Origin of the sequence: Priestia veravalensis (genome assembly GCF_001457055.1) — a bacterium.
GTDB lineage: Bacteria > Bacillota > Bacilli > Bacillales > Bacillaceae_H > Priestia > Priestia flexa.
On sequence record NZ_KQ758627.1, the window covers coordinates 340,490 to 362,994 of the forward strand.

Sequence of the window (22,505 nt, forward strand, 5' to 3'; positions counted from 1 at the left end):
TTACCCCTCCTCAACATGTTCCATTACAACACCGTGTGCAATGGTTGGTATTGATTCTTTTTGCTGCGTCATCGTTGGGCTAAGCAGTGCTCCCGTTGCAACAACAAAGATTCGTTTTAAGTTTCCTGACTTTAATTCATTAAGCAGATGTCCATATGTGACAACAGCAGAGCAACCGCATCCACTTCCACCAGCAAATACGTTTTGGTTCGGCCGATAAACCATCAAGCCGCAATCATTATGATTCTCTGAAACGTCATACCCTTCATCTTTTAATAACTGTTTCAAAATTGGGCTACCGACGCCTGATAAATCTCCAGTAACGATCAAATCGTAGTGATCCGGAGAAATCTGTAAATCTTCAAAATGTTTTTGAATCGTATCCGCAGCCGCTGGAGCCATAGCTGAACCCATATCAAAAGGGTTTTTAATTCCATAATCCATTACTCGTCCTACAGTAGCAGAGGTCAAGCGAACAGGGCTCTTTTGTCTAGAAACAAGTGCACTTCCTGCTCCCGTAATTGTTGCAGTTGCAGTGTCTGGTTTTTGCCCTCCGTATTCAGTCGGGTACCGAAACTGCCTCTCTGCCGTTGCATTATGGCTGCTGGCAGACGCTATAATACGGTTGGCGAACCCTGCATCTACAAGCGCAGCTCCCGTTGCTAACGTTTCCATTGAAGTAGAGCAAGCTCCAAACATACAAAGAAAAGGAATTTGGTGATCTCTTGCGACAAAATTGGCCGTTACGTTTTGATTTAAAAGATCACCAGCTAAAAATAAATCTACGTCTTCATACGATAAATTCATCTTCCCCAAACATGAGTCGATGGATTCGCGCATAAGCTTACGCTCAGCTAACTCCCAATTTGCTTCTTCACAGTGCAGATCTTTATGCGTGATATCAAAGGTACTTCCTAATGGACCGTCAGCTTCTTTGGGTCCAACAGCTGTACCAGCTGCGTTAATATAAACAAGATTTTCATATACCCATGTTTGTTTTCCAGCCTTTCTCATTTACTTTCTCTCCTCTATCTAAAAAAATGTTTTAAATATATATCGAATCATTCCGACGATATAAGCAGCCACAACACCAAAAACGATGACGTTTCCAGCTAGCTTAAACATATTTGTTGCAACTCCTAAAACAAGCCCTTCACTTCTATGTTCTAGGGCTGCACTTGTCATTGAATTCGCAAACCCAGTAATCGGTACGGCAGATCCGGCACCTGCAAATTGACCGATTCGATCGTATACACCGATACCTGTTAAGATTGCTGAAATTAAAACAAGCGTTGCGGCTGTTGGATTTCCTGCTGTTTTTGTCGTGAAATCAAAAAATGTGATATAAAAGTTTTGTATAGCTTGCCCAAACCCACATATCAACCCTCCAACGATAAAAGCTTTGAGACAATTCAACACATAAGGAGGATTTGGTTGAAATGATTTTATATTCTCTTGATAGTTATCTTTTAGCTTTTGATTACCTGCCACTTATTATCCACTCCTTTTTATTGATTAACAAAATAAACCCAGTGAAAAAGCGATCCAAAAACCTTCCCCAGTACAATGGCCATTAGTAATAGAATAAGCTTTCCATCCATTCCTATTCTTTTTGTTAAGATAGGCAATACATTCAGCATCTCAGTTAGAGCAGCTGCTAGCATGCCAAAGAAAATTCCACTCGCTAACCCGATAATGCCAATAAACAGTGAAGGAACGCTCCATGTATACTGATGTAAACTACACCAACCACCAGCTACTGCTCCCCCAACAACAGCCCACTCATAAAATTGAATATATTTCATTGTTTTCGTAAGCTGCATCAACCTTGGAATAATGCCTAGCACTGTTAAAAAAGCCACAAATCCTCCACCTACAGCTAGCCCACTAGCAAACCCTACAATTATCGTAAATACGATGTTAGCGATCATCTAAATTCTTCATACTTTCTTTGTTCTCATGCATAATGACATACTGATCTAAATCCTGTTGATAATTGAACATTTCAACTTCTAAAGGGCTAGGTTCTTCATTAATTCGCTTGCGAAACACGTGGTTAAAAAAGAGAATCATGCCTAAACCAAGGCCAAATGAATAGGGGATTTGAATGACTAAAGGCTGCTTATCCTTTATTCCTGTGAGCATATAAAACAGTTTTTGATGCACTTGCTGCATGCTAACATCTTCATGAAAATTCATGACGGCCATGGCCGCACCAATAAACAATAGAAACCAGACAGCTATAAATGCGATAAAAGACGATTGTTTTTTTTTATAAACAACTTCAACAATCGTTTGAGCAGGACCAATTGTTTGAACATCAAGGTGAGGACAAGCCTTCTTTATTAATGCAATTACTTTCATTAAATCAATGATGATAATGTTACGATCACTCTTTTTCACCTTATACACGCTGAGCTGAGCAAGTTCTTTCTCAATTGATTCTTCACTTATCAAGAGAGCTAGCTGTCCAAGGTTGACCACTGCATTTGGTTCGACCTGCACACGATGTCTCATTTTGATATATAAAGTATTATCCATTTACATCACACCTACAATTCGTTATCCTCCTTGTACGTGTAGTATGTATTCACTTAAATTTTCTAATTCAAAGTTTCACAACAGACCATTAATTACCAAAAAAAAGAGCAGCAGGTTATAGATAACCTGCCGCTCTTTATTCATTCATTTGACTCTTCATTTGCTTTAAAATTTTCTTTTCAAGCCTTGATACCTGCACCTGAGAAATCCCCAATCGAGACGCAACCTCTGATTGAGTTTGATCTTTGTAATAACGCAAATATACAATGAGCTTTTCACGTTCCTCTAACTCTTCAATAGCTTCTTTTAATGCAATTTTATCAAACCATTTTGCTTCACTATGGTCAGCAATTTGATCAAGAAGCGTAATTGGGTCACCATCGTTTTCATAAACGGTTTCATGTATAGAAGACGGTGCTCGATTTGCTTCTTGCGCCATAACCACTTCTTCAGGTGTAAAATCCAAGTGTTCAGCAACCTCTGCCACAGTGGGAACCCGTCCAAGCATTTTTGATAATTCATCTTTGGCTTTTCGGATTTTATTGCTCATTTCTTTTAATGAACGGCTTACTTTCACCGTTCCATCGTCTCGAATAAAACGTTGTATTTCACCAATAATCATTGGAACTGCATAGGTTGAAAATTTCACATCATAGGATAAATCGAACTTGTCGACTGACTTGAGCAAGCCAATACAGCCAATCTGAAACAAATCATCAGGCTCATATCCTCGATTAATAAATCGCTGTACAACTGACCAAACCAACCTCATATTTTTCTGAACGATTGTATCCCTAGCATTCTGATCACCTTGTTGACTGCGCTTGATGAGGTCTTTCACTTCATGATCTTTTAAATACGGCTCATTTTTTTCCTTTTTGACCTCCACATCCATCGGCAAGTCTCCTTAATTACATAGCGCTTTACTATTTGTTAATTGTTTTTTTAAGTAGACAGTTGTTCCCGCTAAAGGCGCAGATACGACGTTAATTTCATCCATGAAGTTCTCCATGATTGTAAAACCCATGCCAGAACGCTCAAGTTCAGGTTTTGTTGTGTAAAGAGGCTGCGTAGCTTCATTAACATCATCAATTCCCACACCGTCGTCCTTAATAATAAGTTCAACCATTCCATTATCATGAAGCGTAACGTCAATGTGTACAATACCTTCTGCGTTATTGTTATAACCATGAATAATGGCGTTCGTTACGGCTTCTGACACAACTGTTTTAATTTCCGTTAACTCATCCATTGTAGGGTCAAGCTGCGTGATAAAAGCAGCCACCGTAACCCGTGCAAATGATTCATTTTGACTAAGAGCTGAGAATTGAAGGTGCATTTCGTTTTTCATCATGCCACCCCCAACTTCTGCAGCGCGTTTTGTTCACTTGGCTCAAAGCGAATAATTTTAAATAACCCAGACATATTGAAGAGGCGTTCAACCGGTGGAGAGATTGCACATACAACCATTTCTCCTCCGTTGTTTCGAACCTGCTTGTACCTTCCTAAAATAACCCCGAGACCTGAGCTATCCATAAACGTTAATTTCTCAAGGTTTAAAATTAAGTGCTGAATCGCATTTTGTTCTAACTCTTGTGTAATGCGGGTTCTTAAATGCTCTGCAGCATGATGATCTAACTCTCCACCCAATCGCACTAACAGCACATCCTGTTTTAATTCAAGTTCTATAGAAAGACTCACTATACAAACCTCCTAATCAGTCGTATAGTCAATCTTTCGCTATAGCGAAGACGTATTCCTTCTGAGTGACAAAACTAGTAGCATTTCGTCAATGTTAGTCGTTTTTTTTTAAGATGTTTGTGAAAATAGTGAAAATGTACGCTTAAATAGCTGCCAATACGAGGCAATTTCAACGTCTTCTTCCGCAACAAGTGGAGATTTGCTCATAACTTTACCATCTTTCTTGATGGTAATAGTGCCGATTTCATCACCTTTTTTTACAGGGGCATTCAAATTTTCATCAAGTTTGACTTCTGTCTTCATGTCCTTAGCTGTTGTTCCTTTTTTCGCAAGAACAGATAACGGCTCTGATGTTACGGCATTTACGTACTTTTGCTCTCCTTTATTAACTTCTACCTTTTTAATTGGTGCGTCCTTTTTATATAAAGGAGTTGTTGTATACTGACTAAATGCATAATCTAACATTTTTGTTACTTCATTATTTCGCTCTTTAGGCGTATTCGCTCCAAATACAACTGCAATGACACGCATATTTCCCTTTTTAGCAGTAGCCGTTAAGCAGTATTTGGCTTGCCCTGTGAACCCTGTTTTCAAACCGTCAACACCCGGATAGAATTTCACCAAGCGATTTGTGTTAACGAGCCAGAATTTCTTATCAGTATCTTCCCTTAAGTAATCTTCATATTTACTTGTATAATTAATAATATCTTCATATTTCAATAGTTCTTTTCCCATCATTGCCATGTCATGGGCAGTACTATAATGATCGTCAACAGGCAGTCCTGTTGGGTTTTGAAACTTTGTATGTTTTAAGCCAATTTCTTTAGCTTTCTTGTTCATCATTTCAACAAACTTATCCTCTGAACCAGCTAAGTGCTCAGCCATCGCCATTGATGCATCATTTCCAGATCCAATTGCAATTCCCTTTAATAATTCATTAACGGTCATCTCTTCACCAGGCTCTAAGAAGATTTGTGAACCTCCCATAGAAGCTGCATATTCACTTGCTCTAACTTTATCTTTGAACGTAATTTCACCTTTATCAAGCGCTTCCATAATTAAAATCATTGTCATAATTTTAGTCATGCTTGCAGGTGGGAGGGGTTGATCACTATTTTTTTCATATAAAACCTTCCCTGTATCTCGTTCAATTAAAATTGCCGATTTAGCTTGTGCCGCTAACTCCGTAGACTTTTTTTCACTCGCTAAAACAGGCTGTGTCATAAGTGAGAATAAAAAGATGACAACGAGTAGTTTCATAATATTACACTTCATCTACACAAACCTCCATTCTTTATACAAACCTATTTTTTCCACCGTTGTAAGACTTTATACTCCGCTCCAAAATAAAAAAGCACTGAGAGTTACCTCAATGCTTTTTCAATCATTTATTTAGGAATTGTATCGTATACAAGTGGAGGTGCCTCGACCGCTTCTTCACTTAGCTTGATGCTTTCATAAATTCTTTCTTTTACTTTGGCAATATCTTCTGTGTTGCTATGAATCGTTACAAGTGATTCTCCAGCCTTCACGTAGTCTCCGATTTTCTTTTGAAGAACCAGTCCTACTGCCAAATCGATTTCCGATTCTTTTGTTGCTCTACCAGCGCCTAGCCACATGGCAGCTGTCCCAATAGAATCAGCAATAATTTCCGATACATAGCCATCCGTTTTTGCTTCAACTTCCACGATATGTTTCGCCTGTGGTAATTTTGTTGGATCATCTACAAGAGAGCCGTCTCCACCTTGTGACTCTAAAAAAACTTTAAACGCTTCAAGCGCTTTTCCATTAGCTATTACTTCTTCTAGTTTTTGGCGTGCTTCTGTTAGCGATTCTGCTTTTTCAGCTAATAGTACCATGTAACTTCCTAATGTTAAACACAGCTCTTCTAAATCTTTTGGTCCTTTTCCTTGTAGAGTATCGATTGCTTCTTTTACTTCAAGTGCATTTCCAATTGCATAGCCAAGCGGTTGGCTCATATCTGAAATGACAGCCATTGTATTACGCCCTACGTTATTACCGATATTCACCATCGCTTGAGCCAATTCTTTTGCTTCATCCAAGCTCTTCATAAAAGCACCAGCACCTGTTTTTATATCCAACACGATTGCATCTGCCCCCGCAGCAATTTTCTTACTCATAATTGAACTTGCGATAAGAGGAATGCTGTTAACGGTTGCAGTTACATCACGAAGCGCGTACAGCTTCTTGTCAGCTGGCGTTAAATTTCCTGTTTGACCAACTACAGCCACTTTGTTTTTATTAACCAAATCAATAAATTCTTGCTTACTAATTTCTACATCAAAGCCTGAGATAGCTTCTAGCTTATCAATTGTCCCACCTGTATGTCCTAAGCCACGTCCCGACATTTTCGCTACCGGTACACCTACAGCTGCCACTAAAGGCGCCAGAACAAGAGTTGTTGTATCTCCTACTCCCCCTGTACTATGTTTATCAACTTTAATACCTTCAATTGCTGATAAATCAATGACATCACCGGAGTCCACCATTGACATTGTTAAATCTGCACGCTCTTGCTCTGTCATCCCATTAAAGAAAATAGCCATAGAAAGAGCACTCATTTGATAATCGGGAATGTCTCCATCTGTAAAACCTTTAACGATAAACTGAATCTCTTCTCTTGTAAGTTCTTTGCGATCACGCTTTTTTTCAATTAAATCTACCATTCTCATGTTCGTAAGTCCCCTTTAAAATAGGTTTTTGAAAACGGATTCACCATTAGTTAAAAAGCAGCTGTCACATGATATGTAACAGCTACTCCCTTTTTATGAGTGTTGTGGAATTTGTTTTACAACTTCTTTTACTAGTGCTAGGAACTGTTTTTTTACTTTTTCTGTTGTTTCAATTACTTCATCATGGTGAAGGGGCTGATCTAAAATTCCTGCAGCCATATTTGAAATACATGAAATACCTAGGACGCGCAAGCCTGCATGACGAGCAACAATTACTTCCGGCACAGTTGACATCCCCACTGCGTCTCCGCCTACAACGCGTAGCATACGAACTTCAGCTGGCGTTTCGTACGTAGGACCAGTATTTCCTACATATACACCCTCTTGAACAGCAATATTTAGCTCACTAGCTACGTCTTTTGCTAATGCACGTAGCTTTGGACAATAGGCTGTTGACATATCTGGAAAACGAACGCCTAGTTCACTGTCATTTGGTCCAATTAAAGGATTTGTTCCAAAGTTGTTAATATGATCTGAGATAAGCATTAAGTCTCCAGGATTATAGGATTCATTTATGCCTCCCGCTGCGTTCGTCACAATAATTGTTTCAATTCCAAGCTCTTTCATAACGCGCACTGGAAATGTTACTTTTTCTAAAGAGTATCCTTCGTAAAAGTGAAAGCGCCCTTGCATTGCAATGACAGGTACATCTTGAATTGTACCAATTACAAGCTGACCCGCATGACCTTCAACTGTTGATACCGGAAACTCGGGAATATCATTATATGGAATTTTTACAGCGTCCTGAACCTCATCAGCTAATACGCCTAAACCTGATCCTAAAATCAATCCAATTGTTGGTTGAATTGTCGTTTTACCTTGAATATATGTTGCTGCTGTATGAATTACATCTCGCTTCATCTTTTTCCCCACTCTCTTAATTTAGTTCACGTAAAAAACTTTTTCCAAACTGTGGCATCTTCACACCAAAGTTCTCAGCTACCGTCGCTCCAATGTCAGCAAACGTTGAGCGCACGTCAATCTCTTTACCAATTTTCATACTTGGGCTATAGGCTAACATTGGAACATATTCACGCGTATGATCTGTACCATGATGAACTGGGTCATTTCCGTGGTCTGCTGTAATGATTAATAAATCATCATCGTTTAATAACGGGAATACCTCTGCTAAACGATCATCAAATTCTTCAAGAGCTTTTCCATATCCTTCTGGATCACGACGATGACCAAACAACGCATCAAAATCAACTAAGTTTAAGAAACTTAATCCGTTAAAGTCCATTTTTAATGTGTCGATTAGCTTATCCATTCCATCCATGTTTGACTTTGTACGAAGTGATTTTGTCACACCTTCACCATCATAGATATCAGAGATTTTCCCAATAGCAATAACATCAAAATTGCTATCTTTTAATTCGTTCATGACTGTGCGTCCAAACGGCTTTAGTGCATAATCATGTCGATTTGCTGTACGTGTAAAGTTCCCCGCCTCTCCAAGGAATGGACGAGCAATAATACGCCCAATCATATATGGGTCGTCTAGCGTAATTTTGCGAGCATACTCACAGATTTCATATAGTTCTTCAAGCGGCACCACTTCTTCATGAGCTGCAATCTGTAGCACTGAATCTGCTGAAGTATAGACAATTAACGCACCTGTTTTCACATGCTCTTCTCCAAGCTCATCTAAAATTTCTGTTCCTGACGCAGGCTTGTTACCAATAATTTTACGTCCTGTCTTATCCTCTAGCTTTTTAATAAGCTCATCTGGAAATCCATCTGGAAACACGTTAAATGGTGTATCGATATTAAGCCCCATAATCTCCCAATGACCCGTCATTGTATCTTTACCCGCTGAAGCTTCCTGCATCTTTGTGTAAACTGCTAACGGCTGTTCTGCTTTTTCAATTCCTTTAATTGGACGGATATTACTTAGGCCAAGCTTGCTCATGTTCGGCATATCCAAGCCGTTACAATGCTCTGCAATATGCCCTAGTGTATCTGCTCCCAAGTCATTGTACTTTTCCGCGTCTGGTGATTCACCAATTCCTACAGAGTCCATCACAACTAGAAATACGCGTTTGTATGTAGATGATAACATCTTCATTCCTCCATCTTTGTTGTAAAATTCACTTCACTCATGAAGCTATAATAAACAATACTGTAATCGTATAGTTTCCAATATATTATAAAATTCCCTTTAAGGAAAAGTTTAACCATAATCTTTATTGGTCAGAAGTCTGACCTCCATAGTATAAAAGGTTTTTTCTTATTTGTACATAGAAAATGAAAGTGTTTTCATTTAAAGAACGACATTGCTATAAAACAATGCCGTTAACCTTTTACCTTTAAGCACGCGGATGGAATTGATTATAAACATCTTTCAAGCGTGTTTTTGTTACGTGCGTATAAATTTGAGTCGTCGAAATATCTGCATGCCCCAACATTTCCTGAACTGCTCGTAGATCCGCCCCATTTTCAAGCAAGTGTGTAGCAAAAGAATGTCGCAAAGTATGAGGCGTTAATTCCTTTTCAATACGCGCATCTTTCGCTAATCCTTTTAAAATCTTCCAGAACCCCTGCCTTGTTAGTCGCTTCCCGTGATGATTCACAAACAAAGCGTGTTCTCCTTGCTGCTTTTTCGTTAAAATTGGACGAGCTTGTGCCAGGTATGCTTCGATTGCTTCCGTTGCCATTCGCCCAAGTGGAACAATTCGCTCCTTACTACCTTTTCCAAAGCAACGAACAAAGCCCATTGTTAAATGTGCATCTTCTATGTTTAAATTCACAAGCTCTGACACACGCATTCCCGTTGCGTAGAGAAGCTCAAGCATCGCTTTATCTCGCAATCCAAATGGCGTAGACGTATCAAAGACTGACAGAAGTGCTTCTACTTCCTCTGCATTTAATACTTTCGGTAGTTTTCGTTCAAGCTGCGGTGTTTCAATATGAACGGATGGATCTTGTTCAGTCACTTTCTCGCGAAGTAAAAATTGGTGAAACGAACGAATCGATGCGATATGTCTAGCAATTGTTTTGGATGATTTTTGCTGATCTGTTAAATGCTTAAGAAAACTCACAATATGTGCTCTTGTCACAGCATTTAGATGATTTAACTGCTCAACATGTTCTAAATACTGACTATATTTCTTTAAATCCCGCTCATACGAATCGATTGTGTTTTTAGCTAAACCTCTTTCTACTATTAAATAGTGAATAAAATCTTGAACTTGATCCTTCAATTGCCTCTACTCCCCGTTTTGATAAAACATAAATAATCTTTCAATCCACGTTTGATCTTCATATACGTTCATTTGCATTACTTTCACTGCGGAGCCGCTCGGCTCATCATAACGTTTATAATCTTGATATTCTCCTGACACCCATACCATACCAAAATAAAACAATAGTGTGCAGCCTGTAAATAAAATAAACACCTTACAGCTATTATATACTAGCTCAACCCATGATTTCATTAGACATATCCTCCAATTTTCAACACTATTAAAAGATATGCCAATCTGGACATGTTTTATACCTACTTTACCTTGCCTAATTCAACGCTAACTTATGTTAATAACTTACAAATATGTTAAAATACATTTATATTGCTGAAGGAGGTGAAAAAGCTGACTACCACTATGCTATTACTGATTGCTTTAATATCAACCGGAATATGGTATGAAGTATCTCGCGAAACGATGAAATCCTCTAAAGAAATAAATAACTACAAGCTTATTACGCTACTATCTGCGGGTACTCTACTAGCAATACCATTAACGATTTCACTTTTTTACAATCTTCCATTCCATTAACTCCGTATGACTAAGCTACGCGTTCGTAAATACAGCGCCGAGCTTAGTCATTTTCATAAAAAAACAAAAACCTTCTCCCAAAAGGAAAAGGCTTATTTCACTCGTCTTTGTTTTCATCTTCGCCTTGACAACGATGACAAATGCCATGAAACGTCAAGCGATGATCTTTAATTTTAAAGCGCCACTGCTTTTCAACAATCTCTTCTACATCTTCAAGCAAGTCTTCTTGAATTTCGTCCACTGATCCACATTCGATACAAACTAAGTGGTGATGAAAGTGTGCAGCTCCTTCTTGACGAAGGTCATAGCGAGACACGCCATCACCAAAGTTTATCTTATCAACAATTTTTAATTCTGTTAGTAATTCTAAAGTTCGATAAACAGTTGCTAAACCAATTTCCGGAGACTTTTCCTTGACGAGGAGATACACATCTTCGGCACTCAAATGATCCTCTTCGTGTTCAAGGAGTACTCTTACAGTCGCCTCACGTTGAGGTGTCAATTTGTAGCTTGCTGAGTGCAACTGTTGCTTTATTCGCTCAACTCGATTTTCCATAACATTCCCTCCCTCGCCATTCACTCATTTATTATATCAAATGTCGAAGGGGTGTCAAAATAAAATTATTATAACGTAAATAAAAGAATGTTTTTAAAATAAGAATAACTATTATTTATTCACTAAGCTCATCATTGTTTTCATTAATGTAGGAGAAACATAGCCTTCAATTAAGGATGCACATGCAATTAAAACAAATACTCCTACTAAAATACCGCTGTAACGAAAGAACGAAGCAGCAACCTGTTCCTTTGCTCCCTTAAAGAACTGCTGACGAATAAGCTTTAACGAAAACGCCACGGAAGCTGTTGTTAAGATTAAAAACGCAGGTATTAAGAAAATGTTTTGTGGCATTACCGACACAAAAGATAACGCAAAGCCGGAAAGTCCCATGCGATTTACTAAAAAGCCAACCGTAAATCCGATCACCATTCCTTTAATAAAAAGTAAGATTAACACGACTGGTAAGCCAATGATAGCTATACCCAAAATCCAAATAAGCCCGAGGTATTTTACGTTATGAAAGAAGCTTTGCTGAAACATTTCGGTACTCGTGGCCACTTCTCCAGTTTTAACAAGGCCAAAGAAACGGTTTAGGTAAAAATAAAGATCGTCTTTTTGATCGACTGTTAAGCTATTTACCACGATAGCTCCAAAGATAATCCCCATTAAAAACAGCACCGTGACAAATAGATAAATTGAACTGTTATCGCGCAAGTGCTGTGTATAAGCACGCTTAATCCACATTTTTCTCATCGTCTTCCCCCTATCAATCACTCGATAGAGTATATGATAGATTCAGCGTAACTATGACAGAGATTATTCTACTTTTTATAGTAGAAACGAATGGTAGTTACTCACCTAGCGCACTTCTAAGCTGTAAATATTGAACTGCGTACGCTGTTTTTGCATCGTAAATTTCATTTGTTTGAATCATTTGAAGCGCTTCTTCAATGCTTGTTTCTATCACTTCAACAAACTCATCCTCATCCAGGCTTGCTTTTGTTTCCATAACCTCTAGCTTCTCGGCTGTATAGAGATGTACAAGCTCATCTGCAAATCCCGGTGACGTATAGAAGGAAATAATATGTTTCAGTTCTTTACATGTATAACCCGTTTCTTCTTCTAGCTCACGTTTAGCTGTGACGATGGGCTCTTCACCTTTTTCAAGTTTACCTGCTGGAATCTCGACTAGGACTCGATCCATTGCTTTGCGATATTGTTTGACCATTACTAGCTTATGGTCAGCCGTTAATGCAATAACAGCAACTGCTCCAGGATGCTTAATAACTTCTCTCGTACTCGTTTTCCCATTTGGAAGCTGTACTTCTTCCACTTGTAAATCAATGACTCTTCCTTTAAAAATCTCTTTTTTCGCAAGCGTCTTTTCAATTAAATGATCCATTTTATCCACCTCGTTCTAAATTTAAACCCTCTACATATATTCTATCATACGACTTTTAGGAGGTAGAAGAAATGAAAGTTTATGTAGAGGGTAAACAAGTGATTTTAGTAGGAAAAGCATGGGAAATCCGCCAAAAGCTAAAAGAATATGGTACGCATTTTCAATATGTTCACGAATGGGTTTCTACTATTTCAAACGAACCTAAAAAGATAATAAAAAGTTAAGCAGCGCTAGCAAAGCGCTGCTTTTTCTGTGCCTCTTTGAGTCAATTAGTTGAGTTTATAAAATTATCCAGGCTACAATATAATAGATAAAACGTATTCCAAAGGAGTGGATAGGATGAAAAAGAGGCAGCTAGGTTCCTCCAATCTATTGGTTAGTGAAGTTAGCTTGGGGTGTATGTCGCTAGGAACGGATGTTAAAAGTGCTCAGCGAATTATAGATGAAGCGGTTGATCTTGGTATCAATTATTTTGACACCGCTGATTTATATGACTTCGGTCTCAATGAAGAGATTGTTGGTCAAGCGCTAAAACCAAAGAGACAAGATATCATTTTGGCTACAAAAGTAGGAAACCGCTGGAATGACGTTGAGGACGGTTGGCGTTGGGACCCATCGAAAGCATACATAAAGGATGCCGTAAAGGAAAGCTTACACCGATTAAAAACCGATTATATTGATTTATATCAACTGCACGGAGGCACAATTGAAGACAACATTGACGAAACAATCGAAGCGTTCGAAGAGCTAAAAAAAGAAGGACTCATTCGTGAATATGGGATTTCGTCTATACGCCCAAACGTTATTCGTGAATTCGTAAAAAAATCTTCAATCGTTAGCGTAATGATGCAGTATAGCCTATTAGACCGTCGACCTGAAGAAAGCGTGCTTCCTCTTTTAAACGAATATAACATCAGCGTGGTTGCAAGAGGTCCCGTCGCAAAAGGTTTGCTAACAAATCGCGCTCAAGAAAAGCTTGCTACAAACGAAGCAGGTTATTTAACTTATACGAAAAAAGATTTGGAACAGCTTATACCTGCTCTACAGGGCGTTGATTCAGACTTAAATCACGCAGCGTTAAACTACTGCCTTTATCATCCTGTTGTTGCATCAGTAGTAGCAGGAGCAAGTAGTCCAGCTCAGCTTCGAGAAAATGTACAAGCTGTTGAAAAGCTCCCTTTAAGTGAACTACACTATGAAAAGCTTCAATCATTAACTAAAGCAAATAAATACGAAGCACACCGCTAAATAAAAGCTCTTGCCTTATCGGCAAGAGCTTTTATTTAAATTCATTCCATTTTAAATCACTTTCATTAAATAGTTCTTCAAATGATTTATTTTTTTCTTTTTCCTTTCGAGCGCGCTCTTTCTCTTTTTGCTCTTCCTCAATTCTCTGCTCTTCACGCTTCGCGAGCGCATGTTTCTTTGCTTGAAGCTGCTTTACTAAATCGCTATTCAATTGATCTTTTAAACTAATTTGATTTTCTTGTTTCTTTTGACTGTTCTTTTGCCTGTGTTTTGCCATCATTGTTCACCCACTGCAATTAAATTATGATAGACATTTTACCATAAGCAAATATCTACAACAATTAATTAGAACGCATCCAGCTTTACATTTTCGTCTATTACTAGACCTGGAGCGGTTGATTGAATAATATCATCGACCGTATATCCTGATGCTACTTCAATTAGCTTTAGCCCGGTATCAGTTACATCAATAACAGCACGATCTGTAATAATGCGGTTTACAACACCTTGACCTGTTAAAGGGAGCGTGCATTCTTTTAAAATCTTTGGTTCACCTTTTCTTGTCACATGTTCCATGATAACGATAATGCGCTGAGCTCCGTGGACAAGGTCCATAGCTCCACCCATACCTTTAATCATCTTTCCTGGAATCATCCAGTTTGCTAAATCACCGGTCTCCGAAACTTCCATACCACCTAAAATCGCTATGTTAATATGGCCACCACGAATCATTCCAAACGACTCAGCGCTATCGAAATACGCTGCTCCATCGATAGCTGTTACGGTTTCTTTACCGGCATTAATTAAATCTGGATCGACGTCTCCTTCTTTTGGATAAGGTCCAATACCTAACAATCCATTTTCCGACTGAAGTACCACCGTTTTATTGTCTGAAATATAATTTGCAACAAGTGTTGGAATACCAATACCTAAGTTTACATAAAAGCCATCCTGAATTTCTTTTTCTGCTCGCTTTGCAATTCGCTCTCTTACATTTACACCATTTTCAATCATCATAACCGCTCCTCTCGTTATTTTTGAACCGTTAAGCGTTCAATACGTTTTTGCTGCTCGCCAACAATTAAAGACTGAACATAAACACTCGGTGTATGAATCATATTTGGATTTAATTTACCTGTTTCGTGAAGCTCTTCTACTTCAGCAATTGTCACTTTACCTGCAGCTGCAATCATCGGACTAAAATTGCGAGCTGTTTTATTGTATATAAGGTTTCCCATGTAATCAGCTTTCCAAGCTCTTACTAAGCTGACATCTGCCACCAATGCTTCTTCTAATAAATACTCTTTGCCGTCAAATGTTCTTGTTTCTTTTCCCATCGCAATTGGTGTGCCAACTCCTGCTGGTGTATAAAAAGCTGGAATCCCTGCTCCGCCAGCACGAATCTTTTCTGCAAGCGTCCCTTGTGGTAAAAGCTCTACGTCAATCTCTCCTGATAGAACTTGACGCTCAAATTCTTTATTTTCACCGACATAGGAACCTATCATCTTTTTAATTTGCTTATTTTTTAATAATAATCCTAGTCCCCACTCATCAACTCCACAGTTATTGGAGATAACCGTTAAGTCTTTTACTCCCGTTTCGACTAACGCTAAAATGAGATTTTCCGGAATACCACAAAGACCAAATCCTCCAACCATAATTGTTGAACCATCTTTTACTGGCTTAACTGCTTCAATAAATGATGTATGTACCGGTTTCATACATAACCCACCCCTTCGATTTTTTGAAAACGCTTACTATTTTATTATAGAATATTTAGAACTTTTTTAAAATATATAACTAGCAATTATAAGTAATTATTTTTTCGTTCGAAAAAGTTATAGGTGTTTTGCTATACTATATGCCTACTTTTTAAGAACGTTCACTTCATTTGAGAATATATGGCATAAAAAAAAACCATGAATGCTAAAATAGCTTCATGGTTTTTTCAATATTATGGACGTTCTACTAATGTAGCAACCCCTTGTCCGCCACCAATGCATAACGTTGCAAGGCCTAGCTTCGCTTCACGTTTTTGCATTTCATGAATAAGAGAAACTAACACGCGAGTTCCACTAGCTCCTATTGGATGACCTAGTGCGATTGCTCCACCATTAACATTTAATGTTTCTTGGTTAAATTTAAGCTCACGATCAACAGCAATTGACTGTGCTGCAAAAGCTTCGTTTGCTTCTACTAATTCAACATCTTCTAAAGATACCGCTGCCTTTTCCAATGCTTTTTTTACAGCGCTTACTGGGCCGATTCCCATAATGCTTGGGTCAACACCAGCACTTGCATTGGATTTAATTGTTACTAAAGGTGTTAAGCCTAGTTCGTCTGCTTTTTGACGGCTCATCACAACAACCGCTGCCGCACCATCATTAATACCAGAAGCATTTCCAGCTGTTACAGAACCATCCTTTTTAAATGCAGGACGTAACTTACCTAAGCTTTCTGCTGTTGTACCAGCACGTGGAAACTCATCGCGATCAAAAATGGTTACTTGACCTTTGCGTCCTGGTACTTCTACCGGAACAATCTCATCTTGGAATCGTCCTGATTCGATTGCAGCCTCTGCTTTTTGCTGACTAGCAGCAGCAAAAGAGTCTTGTTCTTCACGCGTAATGCTATATTTATCACATAAATTTTCAGCTGTAATTCCCATATGATAATCGTTAAAAGCACACCATAGTCCATCTTGAATCATACTATCAACGACTTTTTGATCTCCCATTTTGAATCCATTGCGAGCATTCTTTAATAAATATGGCGCTTGGCTCATATTTTCCATTCCACCCGCTACGATAACTTCAGCATCACCAGCAAGGATTGCTTGAGTTGCAAGATGAACTGCCTTTAGTCCTGATCCACACACTTTATTGATTGTTAATGAAGAAACTGTTTCTGGTAAACCCGCTGCGAGAGCTGCTTGTCTAGCCGGGTTTTGACCTAATCCTGCTTGCAAGACGTTCCCCATAATTACTTCATCTACATCATTTGCTGCGATTCCTACTTTATTTAGTGCTTCTTTAATGACTACTCCACCTAAAGTTGGTGCAGAAACATTTTGTAAGCTTCCCCCAAAGCTGCCGATTGCCGTTCTAACAGCGCTTACAATGACCACTTCTGTTTGACTCATGTCGTTAACCTCTCCCTACTGTTTGATTACTGTCACATATATGCTTATTCGACAACCAACTTAATTTTCCTATTGTAATTTCGTTTATTTTGTAAAAATTTATAATTTTTATTGAATTTAAACTTCTATCCTTTAAAATAGGTAATTGAAAGCGTTATCAAAAAGGAGGAAAATTATGTCGTTACCTTCTAAAGCAACCATCATTGAAGTAGGTCCTCGAGATGGACTACAAAATGAAAAAAAATTTGTACCAACACATGTGAAAATCCAGTTTATTTCTTTATTAAAAGAAGCTGGCCTATCAGAGATTGAATTAACTTCTTTTGTCTCACCAAAATGGGTGCCTCAAATGAAGGATGCACAGCAAGTTATTCAAGCATTCTCATTACAGCAACCTACTAATAACCGCCATATTGTTCTCGTTCCAAATGAGCAAGGCCTGACTAAAGCACTTGAAGAAAATTGTCAATCTGTTGCTTTATTTATCGGCGTCAGCAACTCGTTTAACCAGCATAATATTAACAAAACAACTGCTGAAGCTCTTCACCAACAGCTACCTCTTATGGAGAAGCTTAAAGAACGTAATGCCTACGTTCGCACATGCATATCAACTTCATTTTACTGTCCATACGAAGGGAAAATTAATCCAGACAAAACCGTAGAGCTTTGCGCACACTTTGTAGAAGCGGGCGTAACCGAGCTCAGCATTGCAGATACAATCGGGATGGCTAACCCAAAAGACGTTTTTACTCTCTTTTCAGCATTGAAACGCGCATTTCCTACAGTCCTACTAAACGCACACTTTCACGACACAAGAGGAGTAGCTATGGCTAATATTTATGCTTGCCTTCAAGCTGGGGTTACCCGCTTTGACTCTTCAGCTGGCGGGATTGGTGGATGCCCTTTCGCTAAAGGGGCAACTGGTAATATTGCAACAGAAGACTTAATTTTTATGTTAGATGAAATGGGTGTTCAAACAAATGTGAATCGCGAAAAAATTCTGGAAGCTGTTTCCTATATTGAACCCTACCTTTCACATCCAGTTTCAAGTAAGCAATACCGTCTCTATCAATTAGCTAAACGATAAGAAAGTAAAAAAGCACGGTAGAATCTACCGCGCTTTTGCTGATTGGTCAATAAATGACATTCTTGGATTTAAAATTTGCGCTGGACTTTTTAGCATGAATGTTCCAGCAGCGTCACTATAATCAATTGTCATGTTATCATCCATAAACACTTGTTTTGTTTTCTCAATAAGAATGTCACCAGCGTTTGTCGAAACAACAACGTCATCAAATTCTTTATCCGCAACAATCCAAAGTGATGTAACGCCGCTTACAACACAGCCACAGCCGTCCGTATCATATTTCAATTTTAAAAATAGAGATGAGCTTTGATCATATTTTTCAGCAACTTTTTCAAGAGCACGATTGGTAAATACAATGTTCATTCTATCGCTCCTTTTAAATAAATGTATAAACGATGCGAACATGTTTATATAATGAAGTATAATATACAATGCTCACTCCATAAACTATTACGCTCATTAGTATAGACAATGGATGAGCGCTTATCATACATAAGGAGGAATTAACTTGCCAAAAGTTCAAATCAAGGTAATGGATAACGGATCATTTCGAGTGACTGGTGATGTTGAATTAATTGATGCTGAAGGTAATAAGTATGAAACGAAACCCACGTTTTCACTATGTCGATGTGGCATGTCACAAAAGATGCCCTTTTGTGACGGAAATCATAAAGGTAAATTTGAATCTTGCGTGCGTGCTAAAGCCGTATTAGACGAGTAATCTTTAAGCGGTTCAATTATTAATAACTCCTCTGTATCTGGACTAGCTGCAGATTTAGGTCGATCCGGATATAACGCTGCAAAAGGGGCAATTACAAATCTTACTCGAACAATGGCTATCGGTTATGCACGGGACGGTATTCCTGTTAATGTTATTGCACCAGGAACAATTGAATCCCCCTTCTTGACGGACTATCAGGATCAGAAGAAGGAAAAAAGTTTAGAAAAGCCTACGAATGGGTTGATTCAATGGGACGTCTAGGAAAACCAGAAGAGGTAGCAGGCGCTGTACTTTTCTTGGCATCTGATGACAGTTCATATGTAACGGGAGATTGCATTACGGTTGATGGAGGTCACATCGCATACACACGGCCTGGTAAAATGCTTTATGATCCATCCTACAATAAGCTCATGCCCATTGAGGGCACTGAGCTTATTTTTTGTAAAACGCATTTCCTGCTAGTTTTTCAACTAACCATGGAGCAACCTGATAAATTGTAGAGCCAATGCCCATCCACTTTGGCAAGTTAATCTCTCGCTTGTTGGTCCCGATAGATTCAACGACTTTTCTAGCAACATCTACTGGGTCAAGCATCATATTTTTCATGCTCTTTTCGTAAGAACCTGTTTGATCGGCAATGGTAAAAAAGTTGGTTTGAATTGGACCTGGATTAACTGCAGTCACTCGCACGTTAGTCCTAGCAATTTCTAGGCGTAATCCATTTGTAAACCCTAATACGGCATGCTTTGAAGCAGCATACCCACTGGATTTAGGCGTAGCTAGCTTACCTGCTTGAGAAGCAATATTAATAATATGACCTTCATTTCTTTCTAACATAGCTGGTAATACTGATTTCGTACACGCAATTAATCCCAGGACGTTTACTTGAAACATGGACAAAATCGTATCCATTGAAGCTTCCGTTACTTCCTCAAATACCCCAAAACCAGCATTGTTAATTAGCACATCAATTTTATAAACATCTTCAAGAATTTGATTCATGACCGTTTGAACGTCACTTAGATTAGCAACGTCTAATCGATATGTACGGCAAGTAACTCCATACTTCTCACCGATTTGTTCTGATACTTCTTGAAGGCGGATTTCATTTCTAGCAACAAGGATTGGATTAGCACCTCTTTTAGCTACTTCATAGCTAATCATTTTTCCTAATCCACCGGATGCACCCGTAATTAAAATATGCTTTCCTTTAAGATTATTCATTCTTACACCTCAATTATACAAACTCAGTGCTTTTAATCTTATCTTTCTACACTTAAAAAAACAAGATTAATGAGTGTGATAAATAAAACGATCACTTTCATATTGACAACTAATTTGGCGGAGGCTTTCAAGGTAGTCTAATTGCCCTACCGTTTCAGACATCGTCAACCCTAATTCTTTTTCATACACGGATGGAAACAGGAATTTACAAACATCAAATGCAGACATCGGCTTGTTCTTTAAAAGTTGATATACTTTTTCAGCACGCTCTCTTTGCTTAGTTAGTCGTTCTGATACAAGTTTACTCACTTCTTTCACTTCATCTCCATGGCCTGTGTAGATACATGAAATAGGTAATTCAGAAAGACGACGAAGAGATGTATTATACTGAAGCATTGACTTTTTTCGTTTCTCACCTTCATGATACGGAGGCTCAATAAGCGGGTTAGATGAAATATGTTTAAGTAATACGTCTCCACCAATTAAGGTTTCGCTTTGCTGGTGATATAAGGCAATATGACTTTGAGCATGTCCAGGCACTTCAATAATACCCCAATCTTCCAAGCCTTTTATTACACTACCTTCTTGAACTTGATTGTTTAGTGATCTTTCACAAGAATATTTCATTGAATGACGTAATCCTTTTAGATATTTTCGAAATCGTTCATCTACGCCTAACTGCGTAAAGAACTCTGTGAAAAATCGGTCATACTGGTCAAAGAAATTCGGATCTTTCGAAATCCACGGCTCGTTTCTCCAATGTCCGATTACCGGTGTATCTGGTGAAAAATAATCAAGCATACCTACATGGTCCGGATGATGGTGTGTCAGTAACACTTGATCGATATCCTCTACATGTAAGCCAATTTCATTTAGCTGTTTCGTAAAAGAATTCCAAGCCTCTTCTGTCTTCACCCCTGCATCAATTAAAGTAATGGACTCTCCTTTTAGTACATATACATTTACATCTCCAACTGCAAACGGTGTTGGCAATGTGAATTTGTGAATTTGTTCCTTCATAACGTTGTCCCCTTCTAAGTAATGACGTTTTCTTTAAGTGTACACGATTCCAATATACATTCATACAATATGCTTTCTTTTCTGAAAATTAGATTGACAGCTATCATTTTCTCAGTGCATAATTACAACAATATGCTTATAAAATCCACTCACAGAAGACAGCTTATATGTATTAAATACAACGACTTCATACAGAACAAAAAGTATTTTCATTCATTAACAGGTATATATAAAAAGGAGGTTCATCCCTTGATGAAACAACCATTAAATATTGCTTTTATCGGCGCTGGATCAATGGCCGAAGCCATGATTTCAGGGCTAATTAGTACAAACAAATTTAAGCCCGGACAAATTCACGTTACAAATTACAGCAACGACGCACGACTTCATGAATTACGTAATCAATATAAAATTAATATTACTCGAAACATTCCTTTAATCATTCAAAAAAGCGACGTAATTGTACTAGCAGTCAAACCAAAAGACGTTGTGGAAAGCATTGAAAACATTAAGCCTTATATCCATAAGAGCCACCTTATCATTTCCGTCCTTGCAGGAGTTTCAACAAGTAGCATCTTATCTTTATTTCAACACAAAGTACCTGTTGTTCGAGCAATGCCAAATACTTCCGCTTCAATCGGTTTATCTGCAACGGCCATTTCCAAGGGGGAGCATGCTAACGACGAGCATATAAAATTAGCTGAAACTCTCTTCCATACAGTTGGAACGGTTACAGTTGTTCCCGAAGCACAACTTCATGCTGTTACAGGCTTATCAGGTAGTGGACCCGCATATGTTTATTATTTGGTAGAAGCGATGCAAAAAGCTGCTCTACATCAAGGCCTTGAGTCAGACGTAGCGACAGACTTAATTACACAAACACTAATTGGTGCAGCTCAGATGCTCAGAACATCACCAAAAAGTCCTACCACGTTACGAAAAGAAGTTACCAGTCCAGGAGGAACGACAGAAGCAGGGCTAGAACAACTGACTGACTACGAATTTCAAGAAGCGCTTATCCAATGTATTGACAAAGCTACACTTCGCTCAAAAGAATTAGGTGAAGCTATTGATGAAAAAATGATGAGCAGTCGTACATCACGTTAAGAGTTTGGGACATAACAAAATGATTGCTTCTAAAAGACGAACACTAGCTGTTCCCATCTCTTTCCCGCAGGAGTCGAGTATCCTACGCTCCATTCCACCCTGTTTCCAACATTGTTTTCACAATCAACCAAAAAACCTGAACGATTAAAAGTTATGAACTCTCAATCGTTCAGGTATAGTAAGGACTGAACTACTTATGTCTCAGTCTCTTTTACTAACTCTCC

General features: G+C 38.5%; 29 protein-coding genes and 1 pseudogene. 7 read left to right on the top strand and 23 right to left on the bottom strand.

Translation table 11 applies throughout. The features are described 5' to 3' along the window. The 13 genes from spoVAD to AS180_RS01805 form a co-directional block, all read right to left on the bottom strand. Positions 1-1,014, bottom strand: coding sequence for a stage V sporulation protein AD (spoVAD, locus tag AS180_RS01745; RefSeq protein ID WP_025909086.1), 1,014 nt, complete (start codon positions 1,012-1,014; stop codon positions 1-3). An 18-nt stretch (positions 1,015-1,032) separates the two neighbouring features. Continuing rightward, on the bottom strand, positions 1,033-1,491 hold the full coding sequence (gene spoVAC, locus AS180_RS01750) for a stage V sporulation protein AC (RefSeq protein WP_025909087.1): 459 nt from the start codon (positions 1,489-1,491) through the stop codon (positions 1,033-1,035). A 17-nt stretch (positions 1,492-1,508) separates the two neighbouring features. Continuing rightward, positions 1,509-1,931, bottom strand: a complete 423-nt coding sequence (locus AS180_RS01755) for a stage V sporulation protein AB (protein ID WP_025909088.1) — start codon at positions 1,929-1,931, stop codon at positions 1,509-1,511. After that, positions 1,921-2,541: a stage V sporulation protein AA gene (locus tag AS180_RS01760; RefSeq protein ID WP_025909089.1), complete on the bottom strand. Its 621-nt coding sequence runs from the start codon at positions 2,539-2,541 to the stop codon at positions 1,921-1,923. The genes AS180_RS01755 and AS180_RS01760 overlap by 11 nt, the downstream gene beginning before the upstream one ends. A 136-nt stretch (positions 2,542-2,677) precedes the next feature. Further along, on the bottom strand, positions 2,678-3,436 hold the full coding sequence (gene sigF / locus AS180_RS01765) for an RNA polymerase sporulation sigma factor SigF (RefSeq protein WP_025909090.1): 759 nt from the start codon (positions 3,434-3,436) through the stop codon (positions 2,678-2,680). Positions 3,437-3,448: 12 nt separating this feature from the next. Beyond that, complete coding sequence (spoIIAB, locus tag AS180_RS01770) at positions 3,449-3,892, bottom strand: anti-sigma F factor (protein WP_025909091.1); 444 nt, start codon at positions 3,890-3,892, stop codon at positions 3,449-3,451. Then, positions 3,892-4,242 (bottom strand): anti-sigma F factor antagonist, encoded by a 351-nt coding sequence (gene spoIIAA, locus AS180_RS01775; protein WP_025909092.1) that lies wholly within the window; start codon positions 4,240-4,242, stop codon positions 3,892-3,894. The genes spoIIAB and spoIIAA overlap by 1 nt, the downstream gene beginning before the upstream one ends. Before the next feature lie 108 nt (positions 4,243-4,350). Then, the gene (locus AS180_RS01780) at positions 4,351-5,517 is read right to left on the bottom strand and encodes a D-alanyl-D-alanine carboxypeptidase family protein (protein WP_025909093.1); all 1,167 of its coding nucleotides are present in this window, start codon (positions 5,515-5,517) and stop codon (positions 4,351-4,353) included. A 113-nt stretch (positions 5,518-5,630) separates the two neighbouring features. Next, positions 5,631-6,935, bottom strand: a complete 1,305-nt coding sequence (locus tag AS180_RS01785) for a pyrimidine-nucleoside phosphorylase (RefSeq protein WP_062686265.1) — start codon at positions 6,933-6,935, stop codon at positions 5,631-5,633. Between the two features lie 93 nt (positions 6,936-7,028). Further along, complete coding sequence (locus AS180_RS01790) at positions 7,029-7,856, bottom strand: purine-nucleoside phosphorylase (RefSeq protein ID WP_025909095.1); 828 nt, start codon at positions 7,854-7,856, stop codon at positions 7,029-7,031. A 16-nt stretch (positions 7,857-7,872) separates the two neighbouring features. Next, positions 7,873-9,057 carry a phosphopentomutase gene (gene deoB, locus AS180_RS01795; RefSeq protein ID WP_025909096.1) on the bottom strand — a complete coding sequence of 395 codons (1,185 nt, stop codon included), beginning with the start codon at positions 9,055-9,057 and terminating at the stop codon, positions 7,873-7,875. 247 nt (positions 9,058-9,304) lie between these two features. Next, complete coding sequence (xerD, locus tag AS180_RS01800; protein ID WP_025909097.1) at positions 9,305-10,198, bottom strand: site-specific tyrosine recombinase XerD; 894 nt, start codon at positions 10,196-10,198, stop codon at positions 9,305-9,307. 6 nt (positions 10,199-10,204) lie between these two features. Beyond that, a complete protein-coding gene (locus AS180_RS01805; protein ID WP_025909098.1) occupies positions 10,205-10,432 on the bottom strand; it encodes a YqzK family protein in 228 nt (75 codons plus the stop codon). A gap of 144 nt (positions 10,433-10,576) precedes the next feature. Between AS180_RS01805 and AS180_RS21370 the strand changes: the two genes are divergently transcribed. Then, entirely contained in the window at positions 10,577-10,771 is a 195-nt protein-coding gene (locus AS180_RS21370) for a hypothetical protein (RefSeq protein ID WP_226372913.1), read from the top strand. 97 nt (positions 10,772-10,868) lie between these two features. Here AS180_RS21370 and fur read toward each other — a convergent pair whose 3' ends face one another. From fur to AS180_RS01820, 3 genes are all read right to left on the bottom strand, one after another. Then, the gene (gene fur / locus AS180_RS01810) at positions 10,869-11,327 is read right to left on the bottom strand and encodes a ferric iron uptake transcriptional regulator (RefSeq protein ID WP_025909099.1); all 459 of its coding nucleotides are present in this window, start codon (positions 11,325-11,327) and stop codon (positions 10,869-10,871) included. Between the two features lie 111 nt (positions 11,328-11,438). Then, positions 11,439-12,083 carry a stage II sporulation protein M gene (gene spoIIM, locus AS180_RS01815; RefSeq protein WP_025909100.1) on the bottom strand — a complete coding sequence of 215 codons (645 nt, stop codon included), beginning with the start codon at positions 12,081-12,083 and terminating at the stop codon, positions 11,439-11,441. Between the two features lie 97 nt (positions 12,084-12,180). Then, positions 12,181-12,732, bottom strand: a complete 552-nt coding sequence (locus AS180_RS01820; RefSeq protein WP_025909101.1) for an NUDIX domain-containing protein — start codon at positions 12,730-12,732, stop codon at positions 12,181-12,183. A gap of 71 nt (positions 12,733-12,803) precedes the next feature. Here AS180_RS01820 and mciZ point away from each other — a divergent pair, with 71 nt between their 5' ends. Both mciZ and AS180_RS01825 read left to right on the top strand, forming a co-directional pair. Further along, positions 12,804-12,956 (top strand): Z-ring formation inhibitor MciZ, encoded by a 153-nt coding sequence (gene mciZ, locus AS180_RS21375; RefSeq protein ID WP_076512177.1) that lies wholly within the window; start codon positions 12,804-12,806, stop codon positions 12,954-12,956. Between the two features lie 115 nt (positions 12,957-13,071). Next, complete coding sequence (locus AS180_RS01825) at positions 13,072-13,980, top strand: aldo/keto reductase (RefSeq protein ID WP_025908916.1); 909 nt, start codon at positions 13,072-13,074, stop codon at positions 13,978-13,980. 31 nt (positions 13,981-14,011) lie between these two features. On the opposite strand, the gene AS180_RS01830 is transcribed toward AS180_RS01825, so the two are convergent. The 4 genes from AS180_RS01830 to AS180_RS01845 all read right to left on the bottom strand — a co-directional run bounded on the left by AS180_RS01830 (position 14,012) and on the right by AS180_RS01845 (position 17,122). Further along, positions 14,012-14,260 carry a YqkE family protein gene (locus AS180_RS01830; protein WP_226372914.1) on the bottom strand — a complete coding sequence of 83 codons (249 nt, stop codon included), beginning with the start codon at positions 14,258-14,260 and terminating at the stop codon, positions 14,012-14,014. Between the two features lie 65 nt (positions 14,261-14,325). Beyond that, the gene (locus AS180_RS01835; RefSeq protein WP_025909799.1) at positions 14,326-14,994 is read right to left on the bottom strand and encodes a CoA transferase subunit B; all 669 of its coding nucleotides are present in this window, start codon (positions 14,992-14,994) and stop codon (positions 14,326-14,328) included. A 17-nt stretch (positions 14,995-15,011) separates the two neighbouring features. Continuing rightward, a complete protein-coding gene (locus tag AS180_RS01840; protein ID WP_025909798.1) occupies positions 15,012-15,701 on the bottom strand; it encodes a CoA transferase subunit A in 690 nt (229 codons plus the stop codon). A 233-nt stretch (positions 15,702-15,934) separates the two neighbouring features. After that, positions 15,935-17,122, bottom strand: coding sequence for an acetyl-CoA C-acetyltransferase (locus AS180_RS01845; protein WP_025909797.1), 1,188 nt, complete (start codon positions 17,120-17,122; stop codon positions 15,935-15,937). 175 nt (positions 17,123-17,297) lie between these two features. On the opposite strand from AS180_RS01845, the gene AS180_RS01850 reads away from it, so the two are divergent. After that, on the top strand, positions 17,298-18,209 hold the full coding sequence (locus AS180_RS01850; protein WP_062686267.1) for a hydroxymethylglutaryl-CoA lyase: 912 nt from the start codon (positions 17,298-17,300) through the stop codon (positions 18,207-18,209). 24 nt (positions 18,210-18,233) lie between these two features. On the opposite strand, the gene AS180_RS01855 is transcribed toward AS180_RS01850, so the two are convergent. After that, entirely contained in the window at positions 18,234-18,572 is a 339-nt protein-coding gene (locus AS180_RS01855) for an iron-sulfur cluster biosynthesis family protein (RefSeq protein WP_062686269.1), read from the bottom strand. Between the two features lie 169 nt (positions 18,573-18,741). On the opposite strand from AS180_RS01855, the gene AS180_RS01860 reads away from it, so the two are divergent. Both AS180_RS01860 and AS180_RS01865 read left to right on the top strand, forming a co-directional pair. Next, complete coding sequence (locus tag AS180_RS01860) at positions 18,742-18,930, top strand: CDGSH iron-sulfur domain-containing protein (protein WP_175384181.1); 189 nt, start codon at positions 18,742-18,744, stop codon at positions 18,928-18,930. Positions 18,931-18,939: 9 nt separating this feature from the next. Then, positions 18,940-19,337, top strand: a pseudogene (locus AS180_RS01865) (SDR family oxidoreductase); the annotation flags it as partial. A gap of 25 nt (positions 19,338-19,362) precedes the next feature. Here the strand turns inward: AS180_RS01865 and AS180_RS01870 are convergent. After that, positions 19,363-20,154 (bottom strand): SDR family NAD(P)-dependent oxidoreductase, encoded by a 792-nt coding sequence (locus AS180_RS01870; protein ID WP_062686271.1) that lies wholly within the window; start codon positions 20,152-20,154, stop codon positions 19,363-19,365. Between the two features lie 66 nt (positions 20,155-20,220). Beyond that, complete coding sequence (locus tag AS180_RS01875) at positions 20,221-21,174, bottom strand: MBL fold metallo-hydrolase (RefSeq protein WP_025909792.1); 954 nt, start codon at positions 21,172-21,174, stop codon at positions 20,221-20,223. 252 nt (positions 21,175-21,426) lie between these two features. Between AS180_RS01875 and proI the strand changes: the two genes are divergently transcribed. Then, on the top strand, positions 21,427-22,281 hold the full coding sequence (gene proI / locus AS180_RS01880) for a pyrroline-5-carboxylate reductase ProI (RefSeq protein WP_025909791.1): 855 nt from the start codon (positions 21,427-21,429) through the stop codon (positions 22,279-22,281). Positions 22,282-22,505 lie beyond the last annotated feature (224 nt).

Coding starts and splice junctions, on each gene's coding strand:
- spoVAD (WP_025909086.1), bottom strand. CDS start 1,014: ATGAGAAAGGCTGGAAAACAAACATGGGTATATGAAAATCTTGTTTAT.
- AS180_RS01755 (WP_025909088.1), bottom strand. CDS start 1,931: ATGATCGCTAACATCGTATTTACGATAATTGTAGGGTTTGCTAGTGGG.
- AS180_RS01760 (WP_025909089.1), bottom strand. CDS start 2,541: ATGGATAATACTTTATATATCAAAATGAGACATCGTGTGCAGGTCGAA.
- sigF (WP_025909090.1), bottom strand. CDS start 3,436: ATGGATGTGGAGGTCAAAAAGGAAAAAAATGAGCCGTATTTAAAAGAT.
- spoIIAB (WP_025909091.1), bottom strand. CDS start 3,892: ATGAAAAACGAAATGCACCTTCAATTCTCAGCTCTTAGTCAAAATGAA.
- AS180_RS01780 (WP_025909093.1), bottom strand. CDS start 5,517: ATGAAGTGTAATATTATGAAACTACTCGTTGTCATCTTTTTATTCTCA.
- AS180_RS01785 (WP_062686265.1), bottom strand. CDS start 6,935: ATGAGAATGGTAGATTTAATTGAAAAAAAGCGTGATCGCAAAGAACTT.
- AS180_RS01790 (WP_025909095.1), bottom strand. CDS start 7,856: ATGAAGCGAGATGTAATTCATACAGCAGCAACATATATTCAAGGTAAA.
- deoB (WP_025909096.1), bottom strand. CDS start 9,057: ATGTTATCATCTACATACAAACGCGTATTTCTAGTTGTGATGGACTCT.
- AS180_RS01805 (WP_025909098.1), bottom strand. CDS start 10,432: ATGAAATCATGGGTTGAGCTAGTATATAATAGCTGTAAGGTGTTTATT.
- fur (WP_025909099.1), bottom strand. CDS start 11,327: ATGGAAAATCGAGTTGAGCGAATAAAGCAACAGTTGCACTCAGCAAGC.
- spoIIM (WP_025909100.1), bottom strand. CDS start 12,083: ATGAGAAAAATGTGGATTAAGCGTGCTTATACACAGCACTTGCGCGAT.
- AS180_RS01820 (WP_025909101.1), bottom strand. CDS start 12,732: ATGGATCATTTAATTGAAAAGACGCTTGCGAAAAAAGAGATTTTTAAA.
- mciZ (WP_076512177.1), top strand. CDS start 12,804: ATGAAAGTTTATGTAGAGGGTAAACAAGTGATTTTAGTAGGAAAAGCA.
- AS180_RS01825 (WP_025908916.1), top strand. CDS start 13,072: ATGAAAAAGAGGCAGCTAGGTTCCTCCAATCTATTGGTTAGTGAAGTT.
- AS180_RS01830 (WP_226372914.1), bottom strand. CDS start 14,260: ATGATGGCAAAACACAGGCAAAAGAACAGTCAAAAGAAACAAGAAAAT.
- AS180_RS01835 (WP_025909799.1), bottom strand. CDS start 14,994: ATGATTGAAAATGGTGTAAATGTAAGAGAGCGAATTGCAAAGCGAGCA.
- AS180_RS01840 (WP_025909798.1), bottom strand. CDS start 15,701: ATGAAACCGGTACATACATCATTTATTGAAGCAGTTAAGCCAGTAAAA.
- AS180_RS01845 (WP_025909797.1), bottom strand. CDS start 17,122: ATGAGTCAAACAGAAGTGGTCATTGTAAGCGCTGTTAGAACGGCAATC.
- AS180_RS01850 (WP_062686267.1), top strand. CDS start 17,298: ATGTCGTTACCTTCTAAAGCAACCATCATTGAAGTAGGTCCTCGAGAT.
- AS180_RS01855 (WP_062686269.1), bottom strand. CDS start 18,572: ATGAACATTGTATTTACCAATCGTGCTCTTGAAAAAGTTGCTGAAAAA.
- AS180_RS01860 (WP_175384181.1), top strand. CDS start 18,742: ATGGATAACGGATCATTTCGAGTGACTGGTGATGTTGAATTAATTGAT.
- AS180_RS01870 (WP_062686271.1), bottom strand. CDS start 20,154: ATGAATAATCTTAAAGGAAAGCATATTTTAATTACGGGTGCATCCGGT.
- AS180_RS01875 (WP_025909792.1), bottom strand. CDS start 21,174: ATGAAGGAACAAATTCACAAATTCACATTGCCAACACCGTTTGCAGTT.
- proI (WP_025909791.1), top strand. CDS start 21,427: ATGAAACAACCATTAAATATTGCTTTTATCGGCGCTGGATCAATGGCC.